This is a genomic window from Rhizobium sp. CB3171, from assembly GCF_029714265.1.
In the GTDB taxonomy this organism is placed as follows: Bacteria; Pseudomonadota; Alphaproteobacteria; order Rhizobiales; family Rhizobiaceae; genus Rhizobium.
Map to the genome: position 1 here is coordinate 2,444,191 of NZ_CP121652.1, position 19,764 is coordinate 2,463,954.

Below are 19,764 nucleotides of genomic sequence, written 5' to 3' on the forward strand. Positions count from 1 at the left end.
AGCAGGGTTTTCGGAACAAGACCATACCAAACCAAGGGGAACCCAACATGACTACCGATACTCTTGCCAGCTTAGCCACGGCCCTTGTTTCGGGCTCTATCAAGGTCGTCGATCTGACCGCGCCGCTCGGCCCCGAAACGCCGGTGCTTTACCTGCCACCGCAGTTCGGCAAGAACACGCCGTCGGTCAAAGTACACAAGATTTCCGAATATAATCAGGACGGTCCGTTCTGGGCCTGGAACTGGCTGGAACTCGGCGAGCACACCGGCACGCATTTCGACGCGCCCTGCCACTGGATCACCGGCAAGGACAATCCGAACAATACGACCGACACCATCCCGCCGCAGAACTTCGTCGCTCCAGTCAACGTCATCGACCGTTCGAAGGAAGCCGCGGCCAATCCGGACTATCTGCTGACGGTCGACAGCATCAAGGAATGGGAAGCCGAGCATGGCGCTATCGAAGCCGGCACCTGGGTGGTCCTGCGCACCGATTGGTACAAGCGCAACGGCTCAACCGAAGCCTTTCTCAATGCCGATGAAAACGGCCCGCATTCGCCGGGCCCGACCGCCGAGGCGATCGAATATCTACTGACGAAGGGCATCATCGGCTGGGGTTCGGAAACGATCGGCACCGACGCCGGCTCCGCGGGCGGCATGAACCCGCCTTTCCCGGCCCATAACCTGATGCACAAGAACAATCGCTACGGCCTCGCCAGCCTCTCCAACCTCGATCAGCTTCCGCCCAAGGGCGCCGTGCTGATCGCCGCACCGCTGAAATTCGTCAAGGGCACGGGCTCTCCGGTGCGCGCGCTGGCCTTGATAGCCTGATGGACTGGGAGGGTCGAAGCGTGGGGATGCTTTGACCCTCTTCTTCGAAACTCCTCTTTGCCTGGGGCGGCGGCATGAGCGACCATGACTACATTATCGTCGGCAGCGGCATCAACGCGCTGGTCGCGGCCGCCATGCTCGGCAAGAAGGGACGCAAAATACTCGTTCTCGAGCGCAATGATCGCATTGGCGGTTGCCTGCGCAGCGAGGAAATCACCGAACCGGGCTTCATCCATGATGTCATGGCAACGACGATGGTGCTGTTCCTGACGTCGCCGGCCTATGGCGCCATCGGAAAGGATCTGGAGGCCCGCGGCCTCGAATTCGCCCACGCCGATCTGCCCACCGGCGTGCTGAGGCCGGATGGTTCGCACGTCATCTTCTCGAAGGACCGACGCCGCAACATCGCCACCTTCGACGAGCTGTCGCTCGGCGATGGCCAGACTTTCTTGCGCGAGATGGATGCGCTTGCCGCCGACGCTCCCTTCCTGTTTGCGCTGCTCGGTGGAGCACTTTGGTCAGGCTCCACGTTAAGGACTGTCGTAAAACAAGGCTGGGGCCGCGGTTTGCGCAAACTCGCCGCCTGGTTCGGCAACGCCCTGATGCCGGCCCGCAGCTATCTGGAAACCACCTATCGCTCGGAAGACATTCATGCGCTCTGGGCGCCCTGGGTGCTGCATTGCGGCCTCGGGCCGGAAAGCGCCTATTCGGCCGAGATGCTGAAGGTCATCGGCTTTGCCATAGAGCTCGCGGGCGCTCCCGTCGTCAAAGGCGGCGCGGGCGCGCTGCTGACAGCCTTCGAACGGCTGATCACGGACAATGGCGGGGAGATCCGTACGGGTGCCGATGTCGAAAGTGTCGCCCCCGGCCCGGGTGGGCGCGCCGGCGGCGTCAAACTTGCCGGTGGCGAAACCCTGAACGCCAATGCCGGCGTCATCTGCTCCGTGACACCAAACCAGCTCTACGAGCGGCTGATGAAGGACTGGCCGTCGCCCCTCCCTCCGGACGTCAAAACCAGCGTTGCCCGCTATCGTTACGGCAAAGGCAATATGCAGATACACTACGCCCTATCCGAACCGCCACGCTGGAAGGCTGATGACGAACTTGGCAAGGTCGCTCTTCTTCATTTGACACCCGGCCTCGACGGCGTTTCGCGCGCCGCCAACGAATGCGAACGCGGGCTGCTGCCGGCTGAACCAACCGTCTGCATCGGCCAGCCGGTTTCCTTTGATCCCAGCCGTGCGCCGGAGGGTAAATCGATCCTCTGGCTGCAGCTTCCCGAAGCGCCGCGGCACATCAAGGGCGATGCGGCTGGCGAGATCGCCATACCGCCGGACGGCCGCTGGACAGAGGAAGTACGAGAGCGCTATGCCGACCGCATCGAGTCCTTGCTCGAAAGCCATATCGAAAAATTCTCCGGCATAAAGCTCGCGCGGCGCAGCTATTCGCCCGCCGATCTCGAAGCCATGAACGTGAATCTCGTTGGCGGCGACCCCTATGGCGGCTACTGCGGCATCGACCAGTTTTTCCTCTGGCGCCCCTTCAAGTCGTCTGTTAACCACCGCACGCACGTAGCAGGTTTATACCACATTGGTGCTTCGACGCATCCCGGCCCGGGTCTTGGCGGCGGCTCCGGTTTCCTGCTCGCGTCATCATTAAAATAACAGGATTCCACAGGGAGATATCGTCTAATGGAGGAGCGGTTTTCAGGCACCGTTTTGCGGCGTAGCCAAGAGAATACCGAGAAGCGTCCGACCATGGGCGAAATAGGGCTCAATCATTTCGCCCCCTATCTGATGAACCGGCTGATGGCCCGCTGGAACATCAACATGTCGGAAGAGCTGCGCGAATACGACATGACGACCGCAAAAATGCGGGCGCTCGCCGTTCTCAGCGTCTCTTCCTCGGTCACCATCAACGAACTCTCCGTCTTTGCCGTCACCGAACAATCGACAATGAGCCGCACGCTGGACTCCCTGGAGCAACAGGGTTTCATTCGCCGCCAGCCCCGCACCGAGGACATGCGCATCCGTGACGTCTCCATCACCGAAGAAGGCCGCACCGCCTTCGAAAAGGTCTGGCCGACCATGTACGACCTATTTCTGCAGATGTTCGATGGCGTGGAAGAAACGGAATACCGGGCGTTCATCTCGACGCTGCACAAGGTACTGCACAATATCCGCAAGCATGAGATTTGAGGCAAGGCAGGGGTGACGCCTGTGGTCGCCCCGTCCTTCGAGGCATCTTTCCGCTACGCGTTAAGATGCACCCCAGGATGAGGCGGAGCGAAATTCGCAATTGGCGCGAAGGCTAGCCCTCATGGTGAGGTGCGGAGGACCGAAGGCCCTGAGCCTCGACACGAGGGCGGGTGGCTGAAACACACCTATCACAGCGTCGCCACCGTCTTCAGCGCACCGTCCAACGCAATCCCCTTCTCGTCCATCAGCGCCGCCTGTCTCAGCCGACGCATCCACGCAGCTCCGTCGTCACGATCGCGCAGCATCGATAGCGCCGACATCACGCGATCGAATTTCGACAGACCGCGCGCATGCGTGTCCGAATAGCCCTTTACCAGACGGCGATTGTTCAGCACTTCGACCGCGAGATCATAGTTGGTGCCGAGGAGATTGGTGGCAACGGAAAGCCAGGCCTCCCGATGCTCGACTTCGCGCGCATGCCGAAGCGTACCTCGACGCGTGCGGCGCAGCGCTGAAACGACATAAAGTCCGAGGAACCAAAACAGCGTGCCCGTCTGCACACGGCGGCCCTTGTTGACGATGCGATCGAGACGACCGAAAAGCTTGGGCCGGCTCTCGATCCAGAGGCCGAGACGTTTCGGCAGGGTGCCGCAGACCTCTTCCATGCGCGGATGCATATATTCGGTCATATAGACGATCTGGTCGTCCTTGGCGCCCACTTCTTTGCGCACGCGATCGAAGCGCGAAGCGCGCACCTTCAAATCGGCGACGCGGATGACATCGTCATAGGCCATGGCGACCGCGGTGTATTTCGCCGCCTGCACCGTGAAAGCGAAACCCTTCGCCTCACCGCCGGCTTTACGATCGAACGCGTAGAGCGCTGCAACCCGGGTCAGATATTCATCGGCATAGGCCGGGTCCTGATAGTCTGTGAGTTTCTTGATGCCGGCAAACAACAGCGGCCAGGCTTCCTCCGGAAACTCGGAACGGATGCGATGCACCAGACCGTCGAGCGCCGGGTGACCGGCCGTTTCCGGCAAGGCATCGAAATGCTTTGTTGGCGTCGCGGAAACAGCATCGCGCGGCTTGTCCTTGGCGCGATCGAAAGCGGCGTTGAAGGCCTTCAGGCTGGGTTCGATACCTTTGCCCCCGGCGCGGATCATCGCCTCGAAAGCCTGCTTGGCGAAAGGCAATGCTCCGGAAGCTGCCAGTGCACCGAACATCGAAGCGGAAATCACGCTGCCGTTCTTCACCGCCAGCGCCTCCATATCGAAGGCGATGGTGCGCTTGGCGGCAAAATCCGTGGCGTCGACCACCACTTCCGGATTGCCGATGCCGTCGCCCGGCTTCTCCTTTTCGCCGACAGCGAAGGAACGATGCGTCGAGGCGATCAGCACGGTCTTGTCGGGCGTGACGAGACCCCGCAGCACGGACCGGCCGGCTTCCATCAGCTCGGCAGCCATAACGACATCGACATCGCCCGGCGTCGGCATCAGCGAAAAGATCGGCGCGTGACCATCCCGGGCCGGCAGCATCTCGATATAGTAGATCGTCGCGCCCGTGCGCTGCGCCACGCCGGGAACGGAGGTAGTCTGCGCCATCCAGCCTTCGGCTTCGGCAAGCCCGACGATCCAGTCCGCCAAGACCCCGCCGCCCTGCCCGCCCATGGCAAGGACGGCCAGCGACAGCGGCTTGTCGGTCGACAGACGTTGGGTGCCTATGTCGGTCATGCTGACATGCTCGTTCATATCGATCCCTCAATCCGCAAAGACGATGCGGCCGGCCTGGCGGCGGGCCTGCAGCCAGCCGATGACGGCGGCACGCATGCGGGCGAGGAAGCGATCCCAGCCGGTTGGATTATGGATGATATCGGCGCGGTAGAAGGAGGGACAGAGCACCGCCGCCTCCGCCACTTCGCCGCAATTGCCGCAGCCAACGCAATTATTGTCGACCGCCGCCACCGGATCGTCCCTCAGCGGATCATCGGTATGCTTGACCGACAGTGACGGACAGCCGGAAAGACGGATGCAAGCGTGATCGCCCGTGCACACATCCTCATCGACGCCAAAGCGCTCCTTGACCATACGCTTGCCGTCCTTCACCGCCTTGGCGAATTGCGGCTTTACGCGCCGCTGCTTATTCAGCATGCATTCCGACGACGCGACGATGATCTTCGGTCCTGGCTCCTTCGACGTCAGCGCCTCGCGCAGCGTGTCGCGCATCTTGCCGACGTCATAGGTCCGGTCGATTTGGCGGACCCAGGTGGCGCCGATGCCCTTGACGGCGTTGACGATCGAATTGTTGGTCTTGCGGCGCGGGTTCAGCGCGCGCGAAGATGGGATGTCCTGGCCACCGGTCGCCGCCGAATAGTAATTGTCGACGACGAGGATGACGCCGTCCTGCTTGTTGAAGACCGCATTGCCGACCGATGTCGCCAGGCCGTTATGCCAGAAACCGCCATCGCCCATCACGGAAATGGCCCGCTTGTCGGCAGCGATATTGAAGGCGGAGGCGGCGGCCGGGCCGAGGCCGTAACCCATTGTAGTGCTGCCGATATTGAAAGGCGGCAGGATCGAGAACAGGTGACAGCCGATATCGCCGGAGATGTGATGTTGGCCGAGTTCGTTCTCGACCAGCTTCATCGCCGCGAAAATCGGCCGCTCGGGACAGCCGATGCAGAATCCCGGCGGGCGCGGCGGTACGACTTCGGTCAGCGCCTTGACCTTCGGGTCGTTGAGAACAGGCGTCGGGTCCGGCAATGGCGGCTGGTTGCCGAGCAAGATGCGCTGATGCGTTTCCAGGAAGTTCTTGATACCCTTCACCAGCACAGGCGGGGTATATTCACCGCCCATCGGCAACACATCCTTGCCAGAGACCTTGGTCTGAATGTCGCGACGGCGCAGGATGGTGTTGAGCGATTGCTCGATATATTCCGGCGCGCCCTCCTCGACCATCAACACGGCCTTCTTGTTCGCGCAGAATTCGGCCATCTGATCGTCAACCAGCGGATAGGCGACATTGAGGACATAAAGCGGCACCGAGGAGTTGCCGTAGACATCAGCGAGGCCGAGCTGCTGCAGCGCGCGCATGACGCCATTATACATGCCGCCCAGCAGGATGATGCCGACTTCGCCCTCGGACGGGCCGAAATACTCGTTGAGCTGGCGCTTCTTGATGAAGTCGACAGCCGCCGGCCAGCGCTTTTCCAGCTTCTCCTTCTCATGCAGGAATGAAGCCGGCGGCAGCACGATGCGGTTGACGTCGCGTACCGGATTTTCCAGCGCCTGCTTGAGCGTATAGTTCGGCCGCTTGTTGTCCTTGGCTTCAAACTGGCCGTGAACATGGCAGCTACGGATGCCGACCTGCAGCATGACCGGCGTGTTGGAGGCTTCCGACAGTTCGAAGCCCTCCTCGACCGCCTGCACGATCGACGGCAGGTTTGGACGCGGATTGAGCAGCCACATCTGCGACTTCATGGCGTAGGCATGGCTGCGCTCCTGCATGATCGAGGAGCCTTCGCCATAGTCTTCGCCGATGATGATCAGCGCGCCGCCGGTGACACCGCCGGATGAGAGGTTGGAGAGCGCATCGGAGGCAACGTTGGTGCCCGCCGTCGATTTCCAGGTAACGGCGCCGCGCACCGGATACATGACCGAAGCCGACAGCATAGCGGCGGCAGCAGCTTCCGAAGCGGACGTCTCGAAATGGACACCCAGGTCCTCCATCACGTCCTTGGCATCCGCCAGCACATCCATGAGATGGGAAATCGGTGATCCCTGGTAGCCACCAACATAGGAAACACCGGATTGCAACAGCGCCTTGGTGATTGCGAGAATGCCTTCGCCGCGGAAAATATCGCCTTCTCCGAGCTTCAGATCCTCGACTTCGCGCACAAACGACCGTTCGGCCATCGAAGCTACCCCTTTGCCCTATCGGGCTTGCTCTTAAATCATTTGCAAAATCATATTTTGAACGCCGTCTGGCTGTCAATGAACAAATGGGAAACCCCAAAACCCGCCTAATTGCCAGAGCCATGCATAGGGTTGAGGTTCGGAAAAATACTATTTTGAGTCATAAATGACGAACGTACATATATGTGTATGCATAAATTATGAGCTTCACCGCCTAAATCATCGCTCAAAAAGCTGAGCCGGAATCTGCGGAATGCCCAGAGAAAGCGCTTGCCGGTTCGGGAGGCTTATTTTAAGATTAAAACATTCCGAAAATAAATCGCCAGCGGCAGGCGGGCGTCACGCTTTTCTGCCGCTTAACAGGGGAACGGAGTGACCATGACAACGCTTACTCGGCGCGAGGCATTGAGCCTCGGCGCGGCCGCTTTTATTGCTGGAATTCTCGCGGGCAGGACGAGCGTGGAAGCCGCCGAAGCCGGCACGCTGACCATTGCCTTCAACGTCAATTTGCCCTCTTTCGACCCGACCACCGGTCCATCGGCGGTCAACCCCACAATCCAGGCGATCTATCGCTCGGTCTTCGACCAATATATCGGCCAGGGCCCGGATCTGAAATTCCAGCCGGGCTTGCTCACCGCCTGGGGCTGGAACGACGACAAGACCAAGGTCTGGATGGATGTTCGCGAAGGCGTCACCTGGCACGACGGCTCTAAATTCACGCCCGACGACATCGTCTGGTCGCTGGAGCGCGCCGCCAAACAGGAAACCGGCAATCCGATCCAGTTCATCTGGTCGACGGCCAACAATTACAAGGTGGAGGGCAATCGCATCACCGGCGATGTCGTCCGGTTCGAACCGACCTATTTCAAATGGATGGCCTTCCTGACCGGCTATGTCCTGCCCAAGGACTACTATAGCAAGGTTGGCGCGGAAGGCTTCGAAAAGAAGCCCGTCGGCACCGGCCCCTATATGGTCGACGCCTATGAAGGCAATTCCTACCTGCGGCTGAAGGCGAACCCGAACTATTTCGGCGGCAAGCCGGCGTTCGATACGGTCATCTTCAAATTCGTGCCCGATACGACCAGCCGGGTCGCCGAGATCGAGTCCGGCTCCTCCGACGTGACGCTCGAAATCCCCTATGAGGATTTCGACCGCCTGAAAAAGAAATCCGGCCTTGCCGGCGTCGCCACGCCGATCTCCGATATCGGCATGATCTTCATCAGCAATGTCGATCCGATGCTCGACAAGAATGTCCGCCTTGCCGCCAACATGGCGATCGACAAGGAAGCGATCATCAAACGGTTGCTGCGCGGCTACGGCAAGCCGCTCTCGACGCTGGAAGCGCCGGAATATGATGCCTACGATCCTTCCATCAAAATCCCCCATGACCCTGCACAGGCCAAGAAACTCTTGGCAGCCAGCGGCTATTCGCCGGAAAAGCCGGTCAAATTCGGCATCAAGACCACCCGCGGCTTCAAGCCGAAGGATTACGAGATGATCCAGGCGATCGTCGGCATGTGGCGCAAGGTCGGCATCGAAGCCGATATCGAAGTCTACGAAATCGCCAAGCACTACGAGCTACGTGCCGCCCACAAGCTCGGTCCGGCCGCCTTCTATAATTGGGGCAACGCCATCGGCGATCCCACGACCTCGACCGGTTTCGCCATGTTCGGTCCTTCGCCGCACTCGGCCTGGAAGACCAAGGATGTCGACGACATGCTGGGGCCGCTCTGGGTGGAAAAGGATGAGGCCAAACGCATCGCCGGCTGGAAGGCCGCGATCAAATACATCGCCGAACAGGGCTATGTGATCCCGCTGCTGCAATATGTCCAGCCGATCGTCTACAAGTCGAGCCTGAAGGTGACGCCGAATGTTTCCGGCGCCTTGCAGCCGACGCTGGTATCAAAGGCTTGATGTTTGGCTCCGCTTTTGCGGCGCTGCCCCTCACCCTAGCCCTCTCCCCGTTATGACTGGGAGAGGGAACGACCCCGGTTCCCTCGCGTGAACACGTCGTTAGGGCTAGGCTGCGGGTGCCTCCTTCCCCTTCTCCCCGTCAGAACGGGGAGAAGGTGCCCGACAGGGCGGATGAGGGGCTTGGGGCTCTCATCACCACCAGCGGATGCCATCGGAATCCTGAACACATGATAGCAGTCTCCATTCTCAATCGCCTGCTCATGGCCGCAGCTACGCTATTTGGCGTGGCGTTGATCGTCTTCGTACTGCTGCGCGTCGTTCCGGGCGATCCGATTGCGATGATGATATCGCCGGGGGCAAGTCCCGCCGATATCGCCGCCCTGCGTGCCCATTACGGCCTCGACGCCAGCCTGCCGGTGCAATTCGGCATCTGGCTGAAATCGGTTCTGACGGGCGATTTCGGCACCTCGATCTCCTTGAAGCGTGACGTTCTCTCCTTGCTCGGCGAACGACTGCCGGCGACGCTGGAACTTGCTTTTGCAGCCCTCATCCTTGCCGTTCTCTTGGGCGGCGCCGTAGCGATAACAGGCACACTTGTCCGGCGTACGCCGCTCGAACCCGTCATCGACAGCCTCAACGGGCTCTTTCTCGCCGTGCCGGATTTCGTCTGGGCACTCGCCCTTGTGCTGGTCCTCGGCGTTCTCTTTCCGCTTTTCCCGCTCTCCGGCCGCATCGATCCGAGTATCGATGCGCAATTCGCGACACCTTTCTATCTCATCGAAAGCCTGGTGACTTTCCGCTTCCAGATATCAGCCGATATCGCGTCCCATATGGTCATGCCGGTGCTGGCGCTCGGCCTGCCGCTCGCCGCCATTATCGCCCGCGTGTTGAAGGCAACGCTCTCGGAAGCAATGGTGCAGGACTATATCCTGCTCGCAAAGCTCAAGGGCATGTCGAACCTGCGCCTGGTGCTGCAGGAAGCGCTTCGCAACGCTGTCGGCCCGACGATCGCGCTCACCGGCGTGCAATTCACCTTTCTGATCGGCGGCACCGTCATCGTCGAGCGCATCTTCGCCTATCCCGGCATCGGCAATATGGCGATCGACGCCGTCATCAATCGCGACCTGCCGCTGATCCAAGGTCTTGTGCTGGTCTTCGGCGCCCTCTTCATTCTCATCAATCTGGCCGTCGACCTGTTGGTGGCTGCGTTCAATCCGAGGCTCGCCCATGGCTGATGTCGCCGCGACTGCCTCCCCCAAACCGTCGCGCACCGCCATGCGGCTGCGCGCGCTGCTGTCGGAACCGAAGGTGATCTTCGGCGGCGGCTTCATCCTGATCCTGATCATCCTTGCGATCTTCGCGCCCTATATCGCGCCGAAAGACCCGCTGGAGCAGGATCTGATGTCCGGCACCCTGCCGCCCGTTTGGCTCAATGGCTCCGATCCGGGCTTTCTCCTTGGCACGGACGATCTCGGCCGCGACGTGCTGTCTCGTGCCATCTTCGGTTCGCGCGTCGCCCTTACCGTCGCTTTCGTTGCGGCGGGCTTGGCAGCCCTGATCGGCACGCTGCTCGGCCTCGTCGCCGGCTGGTATGGCGGCTGGATCGACAAGGTGATTTCCCGCCTCGTCGATATCTGGATGGCCTTTCCGCCGGTGTTGCTATCGATCCTCTTGGTCGCCGTCTTCGGCTCCGGCGTGCATTCGGTCATCGCTGCCATCGTCATCATCGACTGGACGCGCTTCTGCCGCGTCATACGCTCAGAAACCCAGGCTCAGGCACAGATGGACTATGTCACCGCCGCTCGCACGATCGGCTTCTCGCGCGCAAAAATCCTCTTCAGCGAAATCCTGCCGAATGTCGCGCCGGTGCTGATCGCCCTCGTCAGCCTGGAGATGGGCATCGCCGTCATCGTCGAGGCCATCCTTTCCTTCGTCGGCCTGTCGGTTTCGTCAGACACGCCTACCTGGGGCGGCATGATCGCCCAAGGGAGGCAGATCATCTATGACGGCTGGTGGGTGCTCGTCGTGCCGCTCATTGCCCTCTTTGCCACCGTGCTCGCCTTCAACCAGCTCGGCGACGGCCTGCGCCGCGCCCTTGATCCGGTCATGCGCCGATGACCGAACCGCTCCTCTCCATCACCGGCTTGAACGCCATCTCCGACCGCGACGGCGGCGCACCGATCCTGCGCAATGTCTCGCTGACATTGGAGCGCGGCGAAGTCCGCGGCCTCGTCGGCGAAAGCGGTGCCGGCAAATCCACGATCGCCAAGGCCCTGCTCGGCATCCTGCCGCGCACCGTGCGCGTTACCCATGGCTCCATTCTGTTCGAAAGCCGCGATCTGCTGAAGCTGCCAGCGAGGGACCTTCGCGACATCATGGGCAACGAGATTTCCCTGATCCCGCAGGACCCGCAAACCGCCCTCAATCCCGGCCGCCGCATCGAGGCACAACTGACCGACGGCTTGCGGCTGAAGCGCGGCCTGTCTTCGCGCGATGCCAGGCTGAAGGCTCTAAAGTTGCTGGAGGAGGTGCATATCCGCGATCCCGAACGCGTGTTGCGCGCCTATCCGCACGAACTTTCCGGCGGCATGCGCCAGCGCATATTGATCGCCGCCGCCTTCGCGCTGGAGCCGAAATTGGTGGTCGCCGACGAGCCGACTACGGCCCTCGATGTCACGGTGCAGAAACAGATCCTGCGGCTGATCCGTGGCCTGCAGGAGGCACACGGCACCGCCGTCATCTTCGTCACCCATGATCTCGGTGTCGTCGCACAGATCTGCGATACTGTCACCTTGCTCTATGCCGGCAAGGTCATCGAGGAAGGCCGCACCGCCGATGTGCTCGGCAATCCGCAACACGTCTATACGAAATCCCTCATCGCCGCCGGCCCGCGCTATGATCGGCCCGATGCCGGGCTGACGCCGGTGCCGCAAGCGGTCTTCGAACAATTGCGCCGTGAGATCGGCATTCGGGAGGGCGGAAGATGAGTCAATCCGACATCCTCCTTTCCGCAAAAGGCCTCGACGTCATCTACGGCGCCAAACGCCATCTGTTCGGCCCGGGTGACAGCGGCAACAAGGTGCTGCACAGCGTCGATATCGATATCCGCCGCGGCGAGACCGTCGGTATCGTCGGCGAAAGCGGTTCCGGCAAGACGACGCTCGGTCGGGCGCTGCTGCGGCTGGTCGACCCCTCCGCCGGCACGATCCATTTCGACGGCAAGGACATCACCCATATGCCGGATGCCGAGATGCGGCCGCTGCGCCGGCGCATGCAGATGATCTTCCAGGACCCGATGGCGTCGCTCAATCCGCGCCATACGATCCGCCGTATCCTGGTTGAACCGCTGCTGCTGCATGGACTGGCAACCGACCGGCAGGCCGCCGAACGCCGCGTCGCGGCGATCCTCGACCGGGTGACGCTGCCGCATGCCTGTCTCGACCGCAATCCGCATGAACTTTCCGGGGGCCAGCGTCAGCGCATCGGGATCGCCCGCGCCGCCCTGCTCGAGCCGGATTTCGTGCTTGCCGACGAAATCGTCTCAGGCCTCGATGTCTCGACGCAGGCGCAGGTGCTGAATTTGCTGAAGGAGCTTTCCCGCGACCTCGGCCTGTCCATGGCCTTTATCAGCCACGACCTCTCCGTCATTCGCGCTGTTTGCGATCGCGTCTATGTGATGCGCCGCGGCCGCGTCGTAGAGGAAGGAGATTGCGAACGTGTCTTTGCGGCGCCAGCCTCTGGCTACACCCGCATGCTGCTCGACGCCATACCATTGCCGGAGATCGACCCGACCTGGCTCGGCCGCGCAACCGCGCAGGAGGATGCGGCGTAAGCCAGCTATTTAAGTCGGAAGCGCTGGATCTTGCCCGATTCCGTTTTCGGTAAAGCGTCCACGAAGACGATCGACCGTGGATATTTGTAGGGCGCGATCACTGCTTTGACGTGATTCTGCAGCGTCTTCACCAGCAAATCCGAGCCGGCGATGCCGGGCATCAATACCACATGTGCCTGAACGATATGGCCACGATCTTCGTCCGGCTTACCGATGACGGCGCATTCCAGCACGTCGGCATGCGATAGAAGTGCCGCCTCCACTTCCGGCCCGGCGATATTATAGCCGGCGGAAAGAATAATATCGTCGGAGCGTGCGGCGAAATGGAAATAGCCGTCTTCATCCTCGATGAAGCTGTCGCCGGTCAGGTTCCAGCCATCCCTGACATAATTGGCCTGCCGGTCGTCGGCGAGATAGCGGCACCCGATCGGGCCGCGAACCGCGAGCTTGCCGATCGTGCCGCGCGGAACTTCGTTCATGTCATCATCGACGACGCGCGTCTCATAGCCGGCAAGCGGCTTGCCGGTGCAGTTGGGCTTGGCGTCGTCGACCCGGTTGGAAATGAAAATATGCAGCAACTCGGTCGAGCCGATACCGTCGAGGATCGGCTTTCCGGTCTTTCGCGTCCATTCTTCGAAGATCGGCCCCGGCAGCGTCTCGCCGGCGGAAACCGCAATGCGGAGGGAGGAAAGGTCCGCCCCGTCCTCCATCGCCGTCAGCATGGCGCGATAGGCGGTCGGCGCGGTAAAGCTGATCGTCGCGCCATATTCCTGAATAATCTCGATCATATTCTTCGGCGAGGCGTTTTCGAGAAGCGCCGTCGACGCTCCGAACCGCAACGGGAACACGACGAGACCCCCAAGCCCGAAGGTAAAGGCGATCGGCGGCGAGCCGATGAAAACATCCTCTGGCGTGACCTGCAGGACTTCTTTGGCATAGGCATCGGCGATGATAAGGATGTCCCGATGGAAATGCATGGTGGCCTTGGGAACGCCCGTCGACCCCGAGGTGAAACCGAGCAGTGCGACATCGTCCCGCCCTGTCCTTGCCGCCTCGAAACGCACCGGTTTGTTGAGCGCGATACGGTCAAGCTCGGCATCGTGATTGGCGGTGCCGTCGAAGCCGACGACCTGCTTCAGAAACCGGCTGTCCTTCGCCGCCGCAACGAGTTCTTCCAGCAACCTCGTGTCGCAGAGAGCGAAGAAGATTTCCGCCTTATCGATGATCTTCGAGAGTTCGCCTGCTCTCAGCATCGGCATGGTGTTGACCGCGACAGCGCCGACCTTAGTCACCGCCAGCCAGCAGGCAATCATCGCCGGATTGTTGCCCGAGCGGATCAGAACGCGATTGCCGGGCTTGATACCGAAATTCTCGACGAGCGCATGAGCGATGCGATTGGTCCAGTCCGCCAGTTCCTTGTAGGTACGCCGGCGGCCGTTGCCGATCAGCGCGACGTGATCGCCGAAGCCGCGCTCGACCATGCGGTCGCTGAGCTCGACACCCGCATTCAACCAGTCGGGATAGTCGAAACCATCCAGCAACAGCTCCGGCCATTCCCCCGCCGGCGGCAGGTTGTCCCGCGTGAATGTATCGGCATGACCGGTCGGTCCAAGCATGGTTCGCTCCCGCATTCCTCTCGACCCAATTGCCACCCAACACCCAATCTCCCGGCAGCGCGTGCGGCATTGTCGAAAATGATTGCACCGAAGACACAAATGTTCAAGCAAGAAATTTTAAGCCTAAAATAATTTCTAATGAGCATTGATTCCAAAGCATATTTCGATCTTATTGCACCGTCGGGATCGGATTTCGTGCGGGAAATCCCGCAAGACAACTCTTGACGAATGATGGCGACAAGATATTTTAAACTTAAATAATTCGAGTGACCCGACTTCGGCGTCACAGGAGGGATAAGCGATGCAAATCGTCTGTATCGGCGGCGGACCCGCGGGGCTCTATTTCGGGCTTCTGATGAAGAAGCTGCATCCCGAACATTCGATCAAGGTCGTCGAGCGCAACCGTCCTTACGACACCTTTGGCTGGGGCGTCGTCTTCTCCGATGCCACCATGGTGTCGATGCGCGAATGGGATCCGGAAAGCGCCACCGAAATCGAGGACGCCTTCAATCATTGGGACGATATCGAGGTCTGGTTCAAGGGCACGCGCCAGCGCACCTCCGGCCACGGCTTCGTCGGCATCGGCCGCAAGAAGCTGTTGAATATCCTGCAGAAACGCTGCGAAGCCCTCGGCGTCGAGCTGATCTTCGAAACGGAGGTCACCTCCGACCTCGATTTCCCCGACGCCGATCTGATCATTGGTTCGGACGGCCTGAACTCGAAGATCCGCAACCACTATCCCGACGTTTTCCAGCCGGACATGATCACCCGTCCGAACCGCTATATCTGGCTCGGCACCAACAAGCTCTTCGACGCCTTCACCTTCGATTTCCGCAAGAGCGAGCATGGCTGGTTCCAGGCGCATATCTACAAATTCGACGACAAGACCTCGACCTTCATCGTCGAAACCACCGAGGAAGCCTATCTCGCCCACGGTCTCGACAAGATGGAGCAGGACGGCTCGATCGCCTTCTGCGAAAATCTGTTTTCCGAAGTGCTCGACGGCGCGTCGCTGATGACCAATGCCCGCCATATCCGCGGCTCGGCCTGGCTGAACTTCAGCCGGCTGATCTGCGGCAAGTGGAGCCATTTCAACGGCAATTCGCATGTAGTGCTAATGGGCGACGCCGCCCACACCGCCCATTTCGCCATCGGCTCCGGCACCAAACTTGCGATTGACGACGCCATCGAGCTGACCCGGCAATTCCAGATTCACGGGCACAGCAGGGACAAGATACCGGCTGTTCTCGAAACCTATGAGGAGATCCGCCACGTCGACGTCGCCCGCATCCAGAATGCGGCGCGCAACGCGATGGAATGGTTCGAAGTGGTCGGACGGCGCTATGCCGACACGCTCGAACCCGAGCAGTTCATGTATTCGATGCTGACCCGCTCCCAGCGCATCAGCCACGAGAATCTGCGACTGCGGGATAAGAGCTGGCTGGAGGGCTACGAGCGTTGGTTCGCCAGGAAATCGGGCCTTGCCGTCGGCAACGACCGCTGCCTGCCACCGATGTTCACGCCCTATCAGCTACGCGACGTGACGCTCATCAACCGTATCGTCGTCTCGCCGATGGCGATGTATTCGGCGGAAAACGGCGTCATGAACGATTTCCACATCATCCATCTCGGCTCCCGGGCGCTCGGCGGCGCCGGCCTCGTTTTTGCGGAAATGACCTGCGTCACGCCGGATGCCCGCATCACCCCCGGCTGCCTTGGCCTCTGGAACGAAGAACAGGCGGCACAATGGAAGCGGCTTGTCGATTTCGTGCATTCAAACAGCGCCGCCAAAATCGGCATCCAGCTCGGCCATGCCGGCCGTAAAGGCGCAACGAAAGTGGCTTGGGAAGGGATCGATCAGCCGGTCGCCGAAGGCGAATGGCCGCTGATCTCAGCCTCCGCTGTCCCCTACCTCAAGAACAGTCAGACACCGAAGGCCATGGACCGTGCCGACATGGATCGCGTCAAGGCCGATTTCGTCCGCGCGACGGAGCTAGCGATCACCACCGGCGCTGACTGGCTGGAGCTGCACTGCGCCCACGGCTATCTCCTGTCGAGCTTCCTGTCGCCGCTCACCAATCTGCGGGAAGATGAATATGGCGGCAGCCATGAAAACCGCGCCCGTTACCCCCTCGAAATCTTCCGGGCCATGCGTGCAATTTGGCCGGAGGACAAGCCCATGTCCGTCCGTCTTTCCTGCCATGACTGGACCGATGGCGGCAACACGCCGGAAGATGCGGCAATTTTTGCGGCCATGTTCAAGAATGCCGGTGCCGACCTGATCGATTGCTCATCCGGTCAGGTGTCGAAGGAGGAAAAGCCGGTCTATGGCCGCCTGTTCCAGACGCCGTTCTCCGACAAGATCCGCAATGAAATCGGCATTCCGACCATTGCCGTCGGCGCGATCTCGGAGGCCGACCACGCAAATTCGATCATCGCGGCCGGCCGCGCCGATCTCTGCGCCGTCGCCCGTGCGCATCTGGCCGATCCCGCCTGGTCGCTGCACGAAGCCGCCAAGATCGGCCTGACCTCGATCCCCTGGCCGAAGCAATATCTCTCCGGCAAGACGCAATACGAAACCAATCTTGCCCGCGCGGCCGCCGCCGCGCCGGCGAAGTGAGGCACGCATGACGACGTCTGGCAAACTCGCGAACCGTCACGCCCTCGTCACCGGCGCCGGGAGCGGCATCGGCGCGGCGATCGCGCGGGCGCTCGCGGCGGAGGGCGCACGCGTGACGCTTGCTGGGCGAAGAAAGGAACCGCTGGAGGTCGTCGCCGCCGAGATCGGCGCGAATGCCATCGTCGTCGACGGTTTCGACGTCACCAGCGTCGAAGCGATCGCGAGTGGGCTGAACATTGCGCGCGAAAAATTCGGTCCTGTCGATATTCTCGTCAACAATGCCGGCGAGGCGCCGACTGCGCCTTTCGAGAAGACCAGCCTGGACATGTGGAACCGCGTCTTGACGGTCGATCTCACCGGCGTTTTCCTGGTGACGCAGGCCGCCCTACCGGACCTCAAAGCGCATGGCGCCGGCGCGCGTATCGTCAACATTGCCTCGACGGCGGGCCTGACCGGCTACGGCTACGTATCCGCCTATGTTGCTGCCAAGCACGGCGTTGTCGGCCTGACGCGGTCACTGGCGCTGGAGCTTGCAAAGACTGGCATCACCGTCAATGCCGTCTGCCCCGGCTTCACCGATACGCCGATCATCGAACGCTCGATCGCCACCATCGCCGCCAAGACGGGACGCACGGCGGAACAGGCGCTTTCGGAGTTCACCAAATCCAATCCGCAGGGACGGCTCGTCAAACCCGAGGAGGTTGCGGACACCGTTCTATGGCTGGCATCGCCGGCGGCGGCATCGATCAATGGACAGGCAATCGCGGTTGCCGGTGGGGAGGTTTTAGCGGGATGAGCGATCGGGACATGACGATGCAGGGCCATCTCAAGCCCTTCAAAGATTACAAGCCGCAACATTTCCTCTGGGAGGTCAGCGATGACGGCCGCGTCGCTACGATCCGGCTGAACCGGCCGGAACGTAAAAACCCGCTGACCTTCGACAGCTATGCCGAGCTGCGCGATCTCTTCCGTGATCTCACCTATGCATCGGATATACGCGCCGTGGTGTTGACCGGAGCGGGCGGCAATTTCTCTTCCGGCGGCGATGTCTTCGAGATCATCGAGCCGCTGACCCGCATGGCGATGCCCGAGCTTCTCGCCTTCACCCGCATGACCGGCGATCTGGTGAAGGCCATGCGCAAGTGCCCTCAGCCGATCATTTCCGCCGTCGACGGTATCTGCGCCGGTGCCGGTGCCATCCTCGCCATGGCCTCCGACTTGCGCCTGGCGACGTTCGAAGCCAAGACGGCTTTCCTCTTCACCCGCGTCGGCCTCGCCGGCGCCGATATGGGCGCATGCGGCATCCTTCCCCGCATCATCGGCCAAGGCCGTGCCGCCGAACTGCTGTTCACCGGCCGCTCGATGACATCGGCTGAGGGCCATGCCTGGGGTTTTTACAACAGCCTGCATGTGAGCGCCGATCTGGAGCAGGAAGCCGTCAAGCTCGCCCGCTCGCTGGCCGATGGGCCATGGTTCGCCCATGGCATGACCAAGACCATGCTGAACCAGGAATGGGCAATGGGTATCGACGAGATGATCGAATCCGAGGCGCAAGCCCAAGCGGTTTGCATGGCAACTCAGGATTTCCGCCGCGCCTTCGAGGCCTTCGCCGCCAAGCGCAAACCTGAATTCCAGGGGAATTAAGGCGATGTCCGCCGCGTCAAGCCTCTCCGGTCCGAACCGGGATCATCTGGATTGGCCGTTCTTCGATGAACGCCACGGTGAATTCGCGGCTGAAGTGGACGCTTTCGCCAAATCTCCGGTTATGGCCGCCATCGACCACAGGAATGTCGACGGCGCTTGCCGCAAGCTGGTCAAGGCGCTTGGCAGTGCCGGCCTCCTCGCGGCAGCAACCGGCACCTCAGATAGTGATCCGCTGATCGATTCCCGCCTCGTCTGCCTCGCTCGCGAAACGCTCGCATGGCACGATGGTCTTGCCGATTTCGCCTTCGCCATGCAGGGCCTCGGCACCGGCGCAATCGGCCTTTCCGGCTCGCCGGAACTGCGTGCCGCCGTGCTGCCGAAAGTTCGCGCCGGCGACTGGCTTTCCGCCTTCGCATTGTCGGAAAAGGATGCCGGCTCGGATGTTGCGGCGATGAGCTGTGCGGCCCGCGTCGATGGCGATCACTATGTCCTCGACGGTGAAAAGACCTGGATCTCCAATGGTGGCATCGCCGACGTCTACACCGTGTTTGCCCGCACCGGCGAGGCGCCGGGCACACGCGGCATTTCCGCCTTCGTTATCTTCGCCGACGATGCGGGCTTCTCGATCGCCGAACGCATCGAAGTGATCGCGCCGCATCCGCTGGCGACGATCCGTTTCGAGAACTGCCGCGTTCCCGCTTCGCGGCGTCTCGGCGCGCCGGGCGAAGGCTTCAAGATTGCCATGCGCACGCTCGATATCTTTCGCGCTTCCGTTGCCGCCGCCAGCCTTGGCTTTGCGCGGCGGGCGCTGGATGAGTCGCTGGCGCATGTCCGCACGCGGCCGATGTTCGGCGCGACGCTCGGCGACCTTCAGTTGACGCAGGCAGCCCTCGGCGATATGGCGACCGGCATCGACGCGGCGGCCTTGCTCACCTATCGAGCGGCCTGGCGTCGCGACGTGCAGCATCTGCCGACGACGCGCGAGGCGGCCATGGCCAAGATGACGGCCACGGAAACCGCGCAAGCCGTCATCGACCGCGCCGTCCAGCTTTTCGGCGGGCGAGGCGTCAAGGCAGGAGAAATAACGGAAAAACTCTATCGGGAGATACGCGCACTTCGTATTTACGAAGGTGCGACGGAGGTTCAGAAACTGATCGTTGCGCGCGAACTTCTGAAGACAAGTTGATAGGAGATTGAGA

General features: G+C 61.3%; 15 protein-coding genes. 12 read left to right on the forward strand and 3 right to left on the reverse strand.

Annotated features, from left to right (window positions below):
* Positions 1–47: 47 nt before the first annotated feature.
* The 3 genes from QA648_RS12005 to QA648_RS12015 all read left to right on the forward strand — a co-directional run bounded on the left by QA648_RS12005 (position 48) and on the right by QA648_RS12015 (position 3,028).
* Positions 48–830 (forward strand): cyclase family protein, encoded by a 783-nt coding sequence (locus QA648_RS12005; protein WP_283047123.1) that lies wholly within the window; start codon positions 48–50, stop codon positions 828–830.
* Between the two features lie 74 nt (positions 831–904).
* The gene (locus tag QA648_RS12010) at positions 905–2,494 is read left to right on the forward strand and encodes an NAD(P)/FAD-dependent oxidoreductase (protein ID WP_283047125.1); all 1,590 of its coding nucleotides are present in this window, start codon (positions 905–907) and stop codon (positions 2,492–2,494) included.
* A gap of 27 nt (positions 2,495–2,521) precedes the next feature.
* Positions 2,522–3,028 carry a MarR family transcriptional regulator gene (locus tag QA648_RS12015; RefSeq protein ID WP_283047127.1) on the forward strand — a complete coding sequence of 169 codons (507 nt, stop codon included), beginning with the start codon at positions 2,522–2,524 and terminating at the stop codon, positions 3,026–3,028.
* Between the two features lie 188 nt (positions 3,029–3,216).
* Here the strand turns inward: QA648_RS12015 and QA648_RS12020 are convergent, their stop codons facing one another.
* Together QA648_RS12020 and QA648_RS12025 are read right to left on the reverse strand one after the other, a co-directional pair.
* On the reverse strand, positions 3,217–4,776 hold the full coding sequence (locus QA648_RS12020) for an indolepyruvate oxidoreductase subunit beta family protein (RefSeq protein ID WP_283047128.1): 1,560 nt from the start codon (positions 4,774–4,776) through the stop codon (positions 3,217–3,219).
* Positions 4,777–4,785: 9 nt separating this feature from the next.
* A complete protein-coding gene (locus tag QA648_RS12025; protein WP_283047130.1) occupies positions 4,786–6,939 on the reverse strand; it encodes an indolepyruvate ferredoxin oxidoreductase subunit alpha in 2,154 nt (717 codons plus the stop codon).
* 378 nt (positions 6,940–7,317) lie between these two features.
* On the opposite strand from QA648_RS12025, the gene QA648_RS12030 reads away from it, so the two are divergent.
* The 5 genes from QA648_RS12030 to QA648_RS12050 all read left to right on the forward strand — a co-directional run bounded on the left by QA648_RS12030 (position 7,318) and on the right by QA648_RS12050 (position 12,685).
* On the forward strand, positions 7,318–8,853 hold the full coding sequence (locus tag QA648_RS12030) for an ABC transporter substrate-binding protein (RefSeq protein ID WP_283047131.1): 1,536 nt from the start codon (positions 7,318–7,320) through the stop codon (positions 8,851–8,853).
* 227 nt (positions 8,854–9,080) lie between these two features.
* Entirely contained in the window at positions 9,081–10,088 is a 1,008-nt protein-coding gene (locus QA648_RS12035; RefSeq protein WP_104824086.1) for an ABC transporter permease, read from the forward strand.
* Complete coding sequence (locus QA648_RS12040) at positions 10,081–10,971, forward strand: ABC transporter permease (protein WP_104824087.1); 891 nt, start codon at positions 10,081–10,083, stop codon at positions 10,969–10,971. The genes QA648_RS12035 and QA648_RS12040 overlap by 8 nt, the downstream gene beginning before the upstream one ends.
* Positions 10,968–11,840 carry an ABC transporter ATP-binding protein gene (locus QA648_RS12045; RefSeq protein WP_104824088.1) on the forward strand — a complete coding sequence of 291 codons (873 nt, stop codon included), beginning with the start codon at positions 10,968–10,970 and terminating at the stop codon, positions 11,838–11,840. Before QA648_RS12040 ends, QA648_RS12045 begins: the two co-directional genes overlap by 4 nt.
* The gene (locus QA648_RS12050; protein ID WP_283047134.1) at positions 11,837–12,685 is read left to right on the forward strand and encodes an ATP-binding cassette domain-containing protein; all 849 of its coding nucleotides are present in this window, start codon (positions 11,837–11,839) and stop codon (positions 12,683–12,685) included. The genes QA648_RS12045 and QA648_RS12050 overlap by 4 nt, the downstream gene beginning before the upstream one ends.
* Before the next feature lie 5 nt (positions 12,686–12,690).
* On the opposite strand, the gene QA648_RS12055 is transcribed toward QA648_RS12050, so the two are convergent.
* Complete coding sequence (locus QA648_RS12055) at positions 12,691–14,301, reverse strand: AMP-binding protein (RefSeq protein WP_104824090.1); 1,611 nt, start codon at positions 14,299–14,301, stop codon at positions 12,691–12,693.
* Positions 14,302–14,602: 301 nt separating this feature from the next.
* On the opposite strand from QA648_RS12055, the gene QA648_RS12060 reads away from it, so the two are divergent.
* From QA648_RS12060 to QA648_RS12075, 4 genes are read left to right on the forward strand one after another with little or no spacing between them, the layout of a single operon-like run.
* The gene (locus QA648_RS12060; protein WP_283047136.1) at positions 14,603–16,921 is read left to right on the forward strand and encodes a bifunctional salicylyl-CoA 5-hydroxylase/oxidoreductase; all 2,319 of its coding nucleotides are present in this window, start codon (positions 14,603–14,605) and stop codon (positions 16,919–16,921) included.
* Positions 16,922–16,928: 7 nt separating this feature from the next.
* Positions 16,929–17,717, forward strand: a complete 789-nt coding sequence (locus tag QA648_RS12065) for an SDR family NAD(P)-dependent oxidoreductase (RefSeq protein WP_283047138.1) — start codon at positions 16,929–16,931, stop codon at positions 17,715–17,717.
* Positions 17,714–18,565, forward strand: coding sequence for an enoyl-CoA hydratase family protein (locus tag QA648_RS12070; RefSeq protein ID WP_283047140.1), 852 nt, complete (start codon positions 17,714–17,716; stop codon positions 18,563–18,565). The genes QA648_RS12065 and QA648_RS12070 overlap by 4 nt, the downstream gene beginning before the upstream one ends.
* A gap of 4 nt (positions 18,566–18,569) precedes the next feature.
* Positions 18,570–19,751, forward strand: coding sequence for an acyl-CoA dehydrogenase family protein (locus QA648_RS12075; protein ID WP_283047143.1), 1,182 nt, complete (start codon positions 18,570–18,572; stop codon positions 19,749–19,751).
* Positions 19,752–19,764 lie beyond the last annotated feature (13 nt).

Excerpts from the sequence above, each read along its gene's own strand:
- QA648_RS12005 (WP_283047123.1), top strand. The coding sequence starts at position 48 with ATGACTACCGATACTCTTGCCAGCTTAGCCACGGCCCTTGTTTCGGGC.
- QA648_RS12010 (WP_283047125.1), top strand. The coding sequence starts at position 905 with ATGAGCGACCATGACTACATTATCGTCGGCAGCGGCATCAACGCGCTG.
- QA648_RS12015 (WP_283047127.1), top strand. The coding sequence starts at position 2,522 with ATGGAGGAGCGGTTTTCAGGCACCGTTTTGCGGCGTAGCCAAGAGAAT.
- QA648_RS12020 (WP_283047128.1), bottom strand. The coding sequence starts at position 4,776 with ATGAACGAGCATGTCAGCATGACCGACATAGGCACCCAACGTCTGTCG.
- QA648_RS12025 (WP_283047130.1), bottom strand. The coding sequence starts at position 6,939 with ATGGCCGAACGGTCGTTTGTGCGCGAAGTCGAGGATCTGAAGCTCGGA.
- QA648_RS12030 (WP_283047131.1), top strand. The coding sequence starts at position 7,318 with ATGACAACGCTTACTCGGCGCGAGGCATTGAGCCTCGGCGCGGCCGCT.
- QA648_RS12035 (WP_104824086.1), top strand. The coding sequence starts at position 9,081 with ATGATAGCAGTCTCCATTCTCAATCGCCTGCTCATGGCCGCAGCTACG.
- QA648_RS12040 (WP_104824087.1), top strand. The coding sequence starts at position 10,081 with ATGGCTGATGTCGCCGCGACTGCCTCCCCCAAACCGTCGCGCACCGCC.
- QA648_RS12045 (WP_104824088.1), top strand. The coding sequence starts at position 10,968 with ATGACCGAACCGCTCCTCTCCATCACCGGCTTGAACGCCATCTCCGAC.
- QA648_RS12050 (WP_283047134.1), top strand. The coding sequence starts at position 11,837 with ATGAGTCAATCCGACATCCTCCTTTCCGCAAAAGGCCTCGACGTCATC.
- QA648_RS12055 (WP_104824090.1), bottom strand. The coding sequence starts at position 14,301 with ATGCTTGGACCGACCGGTCATGCCGATACATTCACGCGGGACAACCTG.
- QA648_RS12060 (WP_283047136.1), top strand. The coding sequence starts at position 14,603 with ATGCAAATCGTCTGTATCGGCGGCGGACCCGCGGGGCTCTATTTCGGG.
- QA648_RS12065 (WP_283047138.1), top strand. The coding sequence starts at position 16,929 with ATGACGACGTCTGGCAAACTCGCGAACCGTCACGCCCTCGTCACCGGC.
- QA648_RS12070 (WP_283047140.1), top strand. The coding sequence starts at position 17,714 with ATGAGCGATCGGGACATGACGATGCAGGGCCATCTCAAGCCCTTCAAA.
- QA648_RS12075 (WP_283047143.1), top strand. The coding sequence starts at position 18,570 with ATGTCCGCCGCGTCAAGCCTCTCCGGTCCGAACCGGGATCATCTGGAT.